The sequence below is a fragment of the Sporocytophaga myxococcoides DSM 11118 genome (assembly GCF_000426725.1).
In the GTDB taxonomy this organism is placed as follows: domain Bacteria; phylum Bacteroidota; class Bacteroidia; order Cytophagales; family Cytophagaceae; genus Sporocytophaga; species Sporocytophaga myxococcoides.
This window is the reverse complement of record NZ_KE384560.1, coordinates 1,267,267-1,279,133: the sequence shown is the minus strand read 5'-3', so window position 1 is coordinate 1,279,133 and position 11,867 is coordinate 1,267,267. Positions and strand designations below refer to the sequence as shown.

Annotated in this window: 10 protein-coding genes; 7 read left to right on the top strand and 3 right to left on the bottom strand. The window is 35.3% G+C overall.

Features of this window, described 5'->3' with window-relative positions:
* Positions 1-72: 72 nt before the first annotated feature.
* Positions 73-447, top strand: a complete 375-nt coding sequence (locus K350_RS0123800) for a hypothetical protein (protein ID WP_028982054.1) — start codon at positions 73-75, stop codon at positions 445-447.
* A gap of 245 nt (positions 448-692) precedes the next feature.
* On the opposite strand, the gene K350_RS0123795 is transcribed toward K350_RS0123800, so the two are convergent.
* Entirely contained in the window at positions 693-2,042 is a 1,350-nt protein-coding gene (locus K350_RS0123795; protein WP_028982053.1) for a POT family MFS transporter, read from the bottom strand.
* 192 nt (positions 2,043-2,234) lie between these two features.
* Here K350_RS0123795 and K350_RS0123790 point away from each other — a divergent pair, with 192 nt between their 5' ends.
* A complete protein-coding gene (locus K350_RS0123790; RefSeq protein WP_028982052.1) occupies positions 2,235-2,567 on the top strand; it encodes a phage holin family protein in 333 nt (110 codons plus the stop codon).
* A 26-nt stretch (positions 2,568-2,593) separates the two neighbouring features.
* Here K350_RS0123790 and K350_RS0123785 read toward each other — a convergent pair whose 3' ends face one another.
* Positions 2,594-3,073, bottom strand: a complete 480-nt coding sequence (locus tag K350_RS0123785) for a DUF892 family protein (protein WP_028982051.1) — start codon at positions 3,071-3,073, stop codon at positions 2,594-2,596.
* Between the two features lie 290 nt (positions 3,074-3,363).
* Between K350_RS0123785 and K350_RS0123780 the strand changes: the two genes are divergently transcribed.
* From K350_RS0123780 to smc, 5 genes are all read left to right on the top strand, one after another.
* Positions 3,364-5,148 (top strand): DEAD/DEAH box helicase, encoded by a 1,785-nt coding sequence (locus K350_RS0123780; protein WP_037576735.1) that lies wholly within the window; start codon positions 3,364-3,366, stop codon positions 5,146-5,148.
* A gap of 2 nt (positions 5,149-5,150) precedes the next feature.
* Positions 5,151-5,852, top strand: a complete 702-nt coding sequence (locus K350_RS0123775) for a 16S rRNA (uracil(1498)-N(3))-methyltransferase (RefSeq protein WP_028982049.1) — start codon at positions 5,151-5,153, stop codon at positions 5,850-5,852.
* A 4-nt stretch (positions 5,853-5,856) separates the two neighbouring features.
* Complete coding sequence (locus K350_RS0123770; protein ID WP_028982048.1) at positions 5,857-6,528, top strand: DUF4159 domain-containing protein; 672 nt, start codon at positions 5,857-5,859, stop codon at positions 6,526-6,528.
* Between the two features lie 161 nt (positions 6,529-6,689).
* The gene (locus K350_RS0123765; protein WP_028982047.1) at positions 6,690-7,430 is read left to right on the top strand and encodes an acyl-CoA desaturase; all 741 of its coding nucleotides are present in this window, start codon (positions 6,690-6,692) and stop codon (positions 7,428-7,430) included.
* Between the two features lie 303 nt (positions 7,431-7,733).
* On the top strand, positions 7,734-11,258 hold the full coding sequence (smc, locus tag K350_RS0123760; protein WP_028982046.1) for a chromosome segregation protein SMC: 3,525 nt from the start codon (positions 7,734-7,736) through the stop codon (positions 11,256-11,258).
* A 14-nt stretch (positions 11,259-11,272) separates the two neighbouring features.
* Here the strand turns inward: smc and K350_RS0123755 are convergent, their stop codons facing one another.
* The gene (locus tag K350_RS0123755) at positions 11,273-11,734 is read right to left on the bottom strand and encodes a response regulator (protein ID WP_037576732.1); all 462 of its coding nucleotides are present in this window, start codon (positions 11,732-11,734) and stop codon (positions 11,273-11,275) included.
* Positions 11,735-11,867 lie beyond the last annotated feature (133 nt).

Here is an 11,867-nt window from a genome sequence, read left to right as displayed (position 1 = left end):
GTTAAATTAACAGAGGTATTTTTTTGTTATTTACAAAAGGATTAAATTTACAATGTTAAACCTTTTAAGTTTATGGTTCATCAAAATGTGACGATGAATTGGGTTTACGAACACTTCCTTGCTTATTTGCATTTAAGCATTGCGGACTGTGATTGTATCGTATCCCAAAAAGAGCTGAACAACCTTTCATGTTTCACTCTTCTTAAAAATCTAAGCCCAGACAGAGGCTTAAAGCTTGTAAAAGAGGTCTATATAGAATTTCTTTCTCACACAGAAGAAGAAAAGAGGGCTTATATCAGGGAAAATGTCTCCAAATTTCTCCGCACAGATTCCATAAAAAACAGAGTAATAGTCGATTTAGAAGACGCCGTCCATCAAAAAGACGAGGAAAGTGAAGAATATATCATGTTCAGATATATCAGGAAGGTGATCAACAATTGTAAATAAATCACTCTCCCTATTCAATTAAAGTAACCCCTCCTATTTGGGAGTAAAGGTTTATTATAGTGATCTGATACTTAAAAGTATTACCGCACTGACAACCATTAATAGTGTCAGCAGATCAAAATCGGGTAAATTTGATTTTAAGAAATTAAAGTTCATTCCTTTTCCACTTTGTTTTTAGTATCACAAAGGTAGAATGGTAATGTAAACTTATTGTAAGCTTAAAATTAAAATATCTTTTTCTTATTCTAACTCATCGCTTTTCGAACGTGTGATTGTTCTTTATACTTAAGGCCCACAAAAATAAATACAACAGCTGTAATCAGCATAAGTCCGGAAAAAAACCAGAAGTATGCAGGACCTGCTAATTTTGAAGTTTTATCAGGATTTTGAATAAACCAATTTATTAAAGCTGTAAACAAACTTCCCAGAGAAACCGAAAGAAGAAAAAAGCCCATGATAAGTGATTTCATATCATTTGGAGCTTGAGTATACGAAAATTCCAGCCCGGTTCCGTAAATCATTACTTCTGATATTGTCAGTATCAGATAAGCAAAACACTGCCACAAAATCGAAATATCCTTCCCAGCATAAAGACTTGTTTCCATATAAGCCACAATAGCAAAAGAGGATGCGCACACAAACATTCCGATCGTAATTTTTCTTAAAGAAGTTAAATTCATAAACTTTCCAAGAAAAGGGTATACAACCAAATCAAATAAAGGAACCAGAATTAAAACGAAAATCGGGTTTAAAGCCTGAACCTGATCAGGTAGAATTTCAAATTTAAATCCAAATACATCAAATGATTTTATCATATGTGGATTCATAGCCTGAATCACCCATGAAGAGCCAGTCTGCTCATATAGAGACCAAAAGACCGCAATAAAGAGATATATAATTACAAGTCCACCCAAAGCCTTCATCCCTTCTTTACTAAGTATTTCTTCTTTATATTTTTTCCAGCCAACTGGTGGAATAACTGCATATTTTGATCTACCTAACCAGAATATAATAGTAGCTAAAAGCATTAAAGCCCCAGGAACACCGAAGGCTACGGAAGGACCAAATCTTCTCAGAAGGATGGGTGTAAAAATAGTTGAAACAAAGGCACCCATATTTACTGATAAATAAAAATAGTTAAATATTTTGGGCAATAAGTCTTTATTCTCCTCTGTAAATTGATCTCCAACATTCGCTGATACACATGGCTTAATTCCTCCAGAACCAATTGCAATCATTGTCAAACCAAAAGAAAGTCCAAGCCTCGTTTCATCCAGAGATAAGGCTAAATGACCTAAGCAGTATATGATGGAAAGAGAGATGATGGTTTTATACTTTCCCCATAAAATATCAGAAAGTAAAGCTCCAAGAATTGGAAAAAAATAGTTAGCACTCACAAACATGTGATACCAAAATTTACTTTCCTCCCCAGACATCACATCAAGGTTTCCTGTACTATCCATTAAGTATTTGGTCATGAAAACAGTAAGAATGGTTTTCATACCATAATAACTAAATCTCTCAGCCAACTCATTACCTATAATGTAAGGTATACTCGCTGGCATTCCTTTCCTTCTAACTTCTTTACTGCTCATAAAAAATCGAATAGTTCAAAAACTATGTTTAATGTGATGTATGATTTTTTAATTGTATTTTATACTTAAAGATTTAAATATACAAACTTTAAAGAATTTAAAAATCACTCTTACCGAGTCTCTATTATTAAGTTTATCCTCTTTTAACATTTGATTATCCTGCTTGTTTAATTTGCATAAAACAATACACTCATGAAATTCATCATACATCTTTTAGTAGATTCATTTGCTGTCTGGCTAGTTTCTGCAATATTGCCAGGCGTATCGGTAAAAAGTTTCAGCACTGCTATTTGGGTAGCTATATTGATAGGCATCATCAATGCTACATTGGGCTGGATTCTCAAAATTCTTGCCTTTCCACTCAACTGGCTGACATTAGGTCTTGTCAATTTTATCATTAGCGTATTTATGATTATGCTCGTAGACAAACTCGTTAAGGGTTTTGAAATCAAAAGCTTTTGGTGGGCCGTAATATTCGCCATTCTGATCTCAGTTGTGAATAATATTATATTCTGGATCTTCTGAATTAAGCAAAAAACAAAAATGGCACTTTAAACAAGTGCCATAAATATTTCCTCTGAGATTTTATCAAGTCTGTTGTCCTGATCATATTCCTCATCCAGGCATTTTTGAAGAGTTTCACAATCGTTTTTATAATCCAGAATCTTAGCACAGGTAAGAGCACTTGAATATGAAGCAATCTCAAGATGTTCAATTTTTTGTAAAATCATTGTGAGGTTTGCGGCATTATCTTCTTTCTTCTGCATGACCAAAGCACATGCTTCTTCAAAAAGTTTTTCCATTGGTTCGGAAACAGAAGCTACTACTTTTGATTTCCCAAATCTTCTCATGATCTCTATACACCTGGAAAAATGCTTTTGAGTATAGTACAAGTGTTCCTTTATGGCTTCTCTTAATTCTTTATGAGTGGTATGTTTGAGAAGAACCGGTAATAGCTGAGACTGTTTTTTTTCCATTGCATACAGCTCAGTGAGACGAGTCAAGTAAACTTTCTCCAATCCTTTTTCCATGGTACCAATCCAATTCCGTTTATCTAGAATTAACAATTAAACCATTGAGAGAAGGTTTTTGTTATTTGTAATATATTCATGTTTTATTTAGCTTATTCAAATACCCTCCAATTAATCTACTGAGAATCATCTAAAGGTAACAGTCAGATCATCAGTAGTTACAGGATAGCGGCCCTTTCAATTAAAAGAATAATCGTTAAAATCCGATTTTTAATTGTATCTTTGCAGTTATTCCAAATTTCTTTGGGATATTTTGAATATTTCTTTCTTTTATTTTGTTTCAATTTTCAATGACAAAAATCAAATTTGATTCGCTGCCTCTTTCAGAAGAGACACTCAAGGCATTAACAGAAATGGGCTTTGAAGAGGCATCACCAATCCAATCGCTTGCTATTCCAGTCGTACTTCAGGGAAAAGACGTAATCGGGCAGGCGCAAACGGGGACAGGGAAAACAGCAGCTTTCGGCATACCGGCCATCGAGCTTTGCGACCCTGCAATTAAAACCCCACAGACAATCGTCCTATGTCCTACACGTGAACTTGCCGTACAGGTTAGCAATGAGTTAAAGAAAATTGCCAAGTTCAAGAAAGGTATTAACGTATTGCCGATTTTCGGCGGAGAGTCTTTTGAAAGACAGGCTACTGCTCTAAAAAGAGGCGTACAGATTGTAGTCGGAACTCCAGGTAGAGTGATCGACCACTTAACAAGAAAAACATTGTCACTTCAGAATGTTAAGCAAGTAATCCTTGACGAAGCTGATGAAATGCTAAACATGGGTTTTGTTGAAGATTTGGAAAGAATCTTATCTTCTATTCCAAAAGAAAGACAAACAATCCTGTTCTCTGCTACAATGGCAGAACCTATCATGAAACTGACAAGAAAGTATCAGACTAATCCTGAACTTGTAAAAGTTGTTGGAAAAGAACTTACTGTCGATTCTATTGAGCAATTTTTCTACGATATCTCTGACAATCAAAAAGTATTATTGCTTAAGCATCTTGTAGAAATCCACCAGGTAAAACTTGCTCTTGTTTTCTGCAATACGAAGAGAGCTGTTGATGAATTGGTTGAAGAAATGCAGAAACATGGTCTGAAAGCTGAAGGACTTCACGGCGACCTTAGCCAGAATCAGCGTAACCATGTAATGGGAAAATTCAGAAATTACACACTAAATCTCCTTGTAGCTACAGACGTTGCAGCTAGAGGTATAGATGTTAATGGTGTTGATGCTGTATTTAACTATGACGTTCCTCTTGATAATGAATTTTATGTTCACAGAATAGGGAGAACTGGTAGAGCCGGTAACACCGGCAAGTCATTCACTTTTGTATCCAGTGGTAAAGACTTTTTAAGGCTAAAAGACATTCAGAACTACTGTAAAGTTAAAATAGCAAGAGGTGCACTTCCTACAGGAGAAGAAATTCTGAAATTGAAAAAACAGAATTTGTTCGATCAGATCTCTTCCCTATTAACTCAAGGTGTTCCTGATTTTTATTCATCAGTAGCTGAAGAGTTTAATGGAACTGGTATTTCAAACGAAATGCTTTCAGCAGCTCTTGTGAGAATTGCTTTAGGAACTGTTGAAGAACTAAAAGACGATCGCAGAAGAGATGGTCGATCAGACAGAAACTCAAGAGGTGATAGAGATAGATCTGACAGAGGTTTCAGAGGTGATAGAGATAGAGATAGAGGACCAAGAGGTGATAGAGACAGAGACAGAGGTTCTAGAGGAGACAGATTTGAAAGAGGTTCAAGAGATAGATTCGAAAGAGGCTCTAGAGGCGAAAGATCTGAAAGAGGTCCAAGAGAAGATAGAAATAACGGAGAGAAAATGGTAAGACTTTTCATCAATCTTGGAAAAAAAGACAGAATCAGTCCTGGTGATATCGTAGGCGCCTTTGCCTCAAACTCATCTATTCAGGGAAAATCAATAGGAAGTATCGATATCTATGATAGTTATTCTTTTATTGAAGTTCCAGAAGCTAAAGTTGACGTTGTGATGAGTTCAATGGACAACAATAAAATCAAAGGCAAAACAGTAAACCTTGAACTAGCAAGTAAAAGGAGAGCTTAATAATGCATTTATTTTATTTGCCCGGATTTATCCCCGGAGAAATAAATGAATTACCGGAAGATGAGTCAAAACATGCTTTAAAAGTATTGCGACTATCTTCCGGTGATAAGATTGAAGTAACTGACGGTAAGGGCACATTATACCTTGCCGAGGTTACAAATCCTGGAAATAAAGCGTGTCGCTTTAAAATCCTTTCACAAACCACCAGCAAACCCAAAGACTTTTATATCCACGTGGCAATTGCTCCCACCAAGAATGCAGACAGGATAGAGTGGTTTGTAGAAAAATGTATAGAAATAGGCATAGATGAAATAAGCTTTATTCAATGTTCCCGTTCTGAAAGAAAAAATATCAATCTGGATAGAATTGAAAAAATTGCAGTCAGTGCCATGAAACAGTCACAGACAACATTATTTCCGGTATTGAATCCTTTGACTTCTATTAAATCCTTTATTGAAAATTGCAAAGAAGATTATAAGTTTATAGGATACCTTTCTGAAGAGCACAAAGAACTCCTTCAAAAAGCAGCTCCGGCCAGTTCAAGGTACTGCGTTTTAATTGGACCAGAAGGCGATTTTACAAACGATGAAGTCGCACTTGCTTTTAAAAATAATTTTAAACCTGCATCTTTAGGAAACAGCAGGTTAAGAACAGAAACAGCAGGAATTGCAGCTTGTCACATTTTTAACATCATCAACAGCTAACACAATGAAAAAGATATTTCAATTCTCAATTATACTCCTTTCATTCACACTCTTTTTCAATTATACTTTCGCCCAACAGCCATCATTTAAAATAGCAAAACTTAAGTATAACGGAGGTGGCGATTGGTATGCCAACAAAACTTCTCTGCCAAATCTTATAAAATTTTGTAATCAGCAGTTAAAATTAAATCTTTACCAGGAAGAAGATGTAGTTGAAGTAGGGAGTCCAGAGCTTTTCTCCTACCCTTTTATACACATGACGGGACACGGCAACGTAGTCTTTTCAAGACAGGAAGCTGAAAACCTCAGAACCTATCTCACTGGAGGAGGTTTTCTTCACATTGATGACAATTATGGTATGGATAAATTTATAAGACTGGAAATGAAAAAAGTATTTCCAGAGCTGGATTTTGTGGAATTACCTTTTAATCATCCTATTTATCATCAGAAGTTTGAATTCAATAACGGTCTGCCCAAAATCCATGAGCATGACAACAAGCCTCCCAAAGGCTACGGTATAATTTTTGAAGGAAAACTTGTCTGCTTTTATACCTATGAAACAGATCTTGGCAATGGTTGGGAAGACCAAACTATTTACAATGATCCGGAAGAAAAAAGGCAAAAAGCACTTCAAATGGGAGCAAATATTATCTCATTTGCATTAACAACCTTTTAATTAATTAGTTAATTATACCCAAAACGAATTCATCGCATAATTAGGCAAACAAATTATCCTTCTTTATAGATTTTTTGCTTAACTTGCACTGTATTCAATAACTCCCATTTTACTAATGGGATCTTATTAAATAGTGATTTACAAAACAATTCAATTCGATAATGTATATAGTTCTCACATTCTTTATCATTCACTGGTATCTTTCTTTGTTTAGCCAGACATTCTTCCTGCACAGATATAGTGCACATAAGATGTTTACCATGTCAGCTTTCTGGGAGAAATTCTTCTATTTTCTAACTTATCTATCTCAAGGTTCTTCTTACCTGAACCCAAGAGCATATGCAGTGTTACACCGTATGCATCATGCATATAGTGACACTCCGCAAGATCCTCACTCTCCACATCATACCAAAAACCTTTTGACTATGATGGTTAAGACTAAAGATACTTACAATGACGTCCTTAATCATAGAGGCAACATTGAAGAAAAATTTCAGAAAGATGTACCTACATGGAACTTCATAGATACTTTAGGTGACATGTGGGCCTCTAGAATTGGCTGGGGAGTTGCTTATGCATTATTTTATATCTGGATTTCTCCTCCATGGTTCATGTTCCTTTTATTGCCAATTCACTTTTTGATGGGCCCTGTTCATGGTGCTATTGTAAACTGGAGCGGTCACAAATACGGTTACTCGAATTTTGACAACAACGATAAATCAAAAAACAGCCTTTTTATAGATTTCCTTCTTGGAGGCGAGTTATTTCAGAATAACCACCACAAATATGCAGGAAGAGCAAATTTTGCAATGAAATGGTTTGAATTTGATCCTACATATCCAGTTATCAGAATCTTGTCCTTCTGCAGAATAATAAAATTAAGTAAAACAGCATTGGCTTAAACTTAATCTTTTAAAAGTTATAAATGCAAAAACTCCCGGAGTTCATAACTTCGGGAGTTTTTACATTTTACAGGACTTCCATTAACTATTTAATAACAAGATTTTTATCTCAAAATTTAACAATAGTATAATCTTGCCTAAATTTTCAAAGACATTTTGACGGAGAAATATTCACTACTTATCCCCAGTCAATGAACGTTTTTGTTGATAATCCTGTTGAGAAAAACGGTTCTCCGCACTACTATATATCCGTTAGTATCCTGTAATTTTAAACTTCCATAATTCCAAAAAAGGGGTTAATTCATGCAGTTAAGCAAATTAGAGATCAAAGGATTCAAGAGTTTTGGTGATAAAGTTACCATCAATTTTGATGAAGGTATTACAGGTATAGTTGGGCCAAATGGCTGTGGGAAATCCAATGTTGTTGATGCTATAAGATGGGTTTTGGGTGAACAAAAGACAAAAGCTCTCCGCTCTGAAAAAATGGAGAATGTGATCTTTAACGGCACCAAAACCCGTAAGCCACTGCAAATGGCTGAAGTTTCCCTAACTTTTAATAATACAAAAAATCTCCTTCCTACTGAATATTCTCACGTTACTATTACCAGAAGATATTACAGATCCGGTGAAAGCGAATATTTACTGAATGGCGTTACCTGCCGCCTGAAAGATATTACCAACCTTTTCCTTGATACTGGTATCGGTTCTGATAGTTATGCCATCATTGAGCTAAAAATGGTGGATGATATCCTTAATGACAAAGACAACTCCAGAAGGACATTATTTGAAGAAGCTGCGGGTATATCAAAGTTTAAAGTAAGGAAAAAACAAAGCCTTAAAAAACTTGAAGATACGGACAAAGATCTTGAACGTGTAGAAGATCTACTTTTTGAGATCAATAAGAACCTGAAATCTTTAGAAAAGCAGGCTAAACAGACGGAAAAGTACTTTCAAGTAAAAGAACAATATAAGCAAGTTAGTATCGATCTTGCAAAGGTCACCATTCAAGGCCAAAGAGAAGATTTCTTATCTCTTCAGAAACAACTTGAAGAAGAAACAGACAAGAGAATTGGATACAATACCCAAATAGCAGAAAAAGAAGGTGGGGTTGAAAAAGAAAAAGCTGAGCTTGTAAACAGAGAAAAAACACTTGCTTCCAGACAAAAGACACTGAATGAGCATGTGAACAAAATTAGAAATTACGAAAGCGACAAAAAAATAAAACATGAAAGACTTTCTTTCCTGAACGACAAAAATAATAACCTTCGTGAGCAAATAGAGCAGGATAAGAAAAGTAATGAAAGAGCAGAATTCAGCATTTCCAGTCTGCAGGCAGAAGCCGAAACAGCAGAGAAAATAATGGCTGAAATCGAGGTTAAAGTTCAGGCATATAAAGAAGAATATGAAAACCAGAAGGCCAGTACAAGCCGACTGCAGGAAGAGCTTTCTGTATTGAGCGGACAGCTAAGAAAAAAACAAGAAGAGGTATTTCATCTGAATAAAAACATTGAGATATATCAGATTCAGGCAAGTTCATTGAAGCAGGAACTTGAGAAAACTACCTCTGACTCATCGGCACATTCCGCCAGCCTTGCAGATTTTGAAGGCAAAGTTCAAGAGATTTCAGAGGAACTTGAATCCAAAAACCTGAAACTGGAGAAACTTGAAAATCAAGAAAAAACGCTTCAGGAAGAAATCGCCCAACTTGAAAAGGAAATTGAAACCATAAAGGATCAAATCACGCAGATCAACAGGAAGCTGGATTCCAAGCAGAACGAATATAGCCTTACTAAATCTCTTGTTGATAATCTTGAAGGTTTTCCTGAAGCAATAAAGTTCCTGAAGAAGAACTCTCATTGGGGAAAAGAAGCTCCCCTCCTTTCTGATATTCTTACCTGTGAAGATCAATACAGAGTTTCTATAGAAAACTACCTGGAGCCGTTCATGAACTACTATGTAGTTGAAAATGAAGCACAGGCTGTTCAAGCTGTAAATCTTCTTAGTGATTCGGCAAAAGGGAGAGCTAATTTCTTTGTGCTTTCAACTTTTGAAAATTTCAACTCTGCTCCTGCCAAGTCTTTTGACCATTGCAAAGCTGCCAAAGACATTATTGAATTTGATCCGAAATACAAACACCTGGTATCATTTATACTGGACAATGTCTATATCATTACAAATAATCAGGAAGAGCTTCCTAGTGATAGTGATGCAATCTTCATTACTCAGAATGGTAAACTTACCAAGAGAAAATTCAGTATTTCCGGAGGTTCTGTAGGTTTATTTGAAGGAAAAAGAATCGGACGTGCCAAAAACCTTGAAAAACTTCAACAGGAAATCAAAGAGCTTTCTGCAGAATTGGATGACTTAAAACTTAGTCTGGAGAAAAAGCAAAGAGAACTTTTCAAATTCAAGGAAAGTACTTTAAAAGCAAGTATAGAAGAGCTTAAAAAAGAAATTAACCTTACCAGTCAGAATTATATCTCTGTAAAAACAAAGCTTGAACAGTTTACAGAAATGATCAATAGCAATGCTCTGAAGAGAGATGATATTATTGACAAAATAGAAAAACTGGAAGATGATATACAAGATGCAAAACCAAGAGCAGAAGAAGAAAAATCGCTTCTGAGAGACCTTGAAAGCAGGCAACAAGAGCTGAATGAAGATTTGATTATCCAGAATGAACAACTCACTAATAAGAGTGCAATATTCAATCAGGAAAATATTATTTACCATCAGCAAAAAAATAAAATTTCAAGCCTTCTTCAGGAAATTGAATACAAGCAGGCTGCTTACGATAATAGCAAACAAAGGATAGAAAAAAACCTTGAAGATGCCCAGAAAACAGAAGAAGAGATAAGTATACTCCTTGAAAGAGCAGATGTCAGCGATGATGAGCTTGTTGAGTTTTACAAGGAAAAAGAAGCTATAGAACAAGGCGTTAATGAAGCTGAAAAAGAATATTACGGAGCTAGAGCATTCATTGACGAATTAGAAAAAGAATCCAGAGATTTAAGGAGACTGCGTGACAACTGTGATGCTCTTCTTTTGGAACTTCAGACAAGATTAAACGATAATAAACTAAGTTTGAGCTCAATCAAAGAAAGGCTGTCTGTTGAATTTAACATAGATATAGATGAACTTCTTTCTCAGGATAGTAATGTTGAAGCCAGTGAAGAAGAGCTGAAACAAAAAGTTGTACAAATAAAAAACTCTCTTGATAAAATGGGGCCAATAAACCCTATGGCTATGGAAGCATATCAGGAAATTCAGGAGAGACATAAGTTTATTAGTGAACAGAAAGACGATCTTACAAAAGCTAAAGATTCTTTATTGCAAACAATCAATGAAATTGATTCAGTAGCAAAAGATACTTTTATGGAAGCTTACGATAAAATCAGAGAGAACTTCGTACGCGTATTCAGGTCTTTATTTTCAGAAGAAGACAGCTGCGATCTTAAGCTGGAGCAACCTGACAATCCGCTTGAATCATCTATAGATATTATAGCAAAACCAAAAGGTAAGAGACCATTAACAATCAACCAATTGTCTGGAGGGGAAAAAACACTTACAGCAATTTCTCTATTGTTTGCGATTTACCTGATTAAACCTGCACCATTCTGTATTTTCGATGAGGTAGATGCACCTTTGGATGATGCCAATATTGACAAGTTCAACAATATCATCAGAAAGTTCTCACAAGAATCACAGTTTATAATTGTGACACACAACAAGAGGACAATGTCAAGTACAGATATTATTTATGGAATTACGATGGTGGAGCAAGGCGTATCAAGGCTAGTACCGGTGGATTTGAGATCTTTAGCCTAAACAGTAAAAGTCTTTTAAGAAATCAGCTTCTGACGAAGGTAAAATTCAAGTTGCTGATTGGCTCTTAAAAGGCTTTTAACCAACTCCTTGTTTTCCATTTTTAAACGATATACTTCGTAAGCTTTCTCTATTATAATTTTCAAATGCTGCTCTTCCCAGGGTTTGCTGATATATTGATAGATATGGCCTTTATTTACCGCATCTATAACAGCCTGAAGATCCGAATATCCTGTTAACAAAATTCTGATAGGGTCAGGATAGGTCTCAATTATTGATGAAAGAAATTCAACACCGGTCATTACCGGCATCCTCTGATCGGTAATAATAATCTCAACTTTTTCAGATTCAAGAATTTTCCTTCCCTCTTCCGCAGATTCAGCGATAAATATTTTAAAATACGGTCTGAATGTAGCCTTGAAGGCTGTCAGATTATTTTTTTCATCATCTATATATAGAATCCGTATCTTATCTTCCATAATTTTTTTGAAAAGATTTTACGCAAAAACAAACGTATTTGTTGAAAATTTCCTTATTAAAGATATCTTAAATTGAATCGAAGTAAAAATATAACCAATAATTAACTTTTTATCGTAAACGTAATCTTAGCTA

Coding starts and splice junctions, on each gene's coding strand:
- K350_RS0123795 (WP_028982053.1), bottom strand. CDS start 2,042: ATGAGCAGTAAAGAAGTTAGAAGGAAAGGAATGCCAGCGAGTATACCT.
- K350_RS0123780 (WP_037576735.1), top strand. CDS start 3,364: ATGACAAAAATCAAATTTGATTCGCTGCCTCTTTCAGAAGAGACACTC.
- K350_RS0123755 (WP_037576732.1), bottom strand. CDS start 11,734: ATGGAAGATAAGATACGGATTCTATATATAGATGATGAAAAAAATAAT.
- K350_RS0123785 (WP_028982051.1), bottom strand. CDS start 3,073: ATGGAAAAAGGATTGGAGAAAGTTTACTTGACTCGTCTCACTGAGCTG.
- K350_RS0123770 (WP_028982048.1), top strand. CDS start 5,857: ATGAAAAAGATATTTCAATTCTCAATTATACTCCTTTCATTCACACTC.
- K350_RS0123790 (WP_028982052.1), top strand. CDS start 2,235: ATGAAATTCATCATACATCTTTTAGTAGATTCATTTGCTGTCTGGCTA.
- smc (WP_028982046.1), top strand. CDS start 7,734: ATGCAGTTAAGCAAATTAGAGATCAAAGGATTCAAGAGTTTTGGTGAT.
- K350_RS0123800 (WP_028982054.1), top strand. CDS start 73: ATGGTTCATCAAAATGTGACGATGAATTGGGTTTACGAACACTTCCTT.
- K350_RS0123775 (WP_028982049.1), top strand. CDS start 5,151: ATGCATTTATTTTATTTGCCCGGATTTATCCCCGGAGAAATAAATGAA.
- K350_RS0123765 (WP_028982047.1), top strand. CDS start 6,690: ATGTATATAGTTCTCACATTCTTTATCATTCACTGGTATCTTTCTTTG.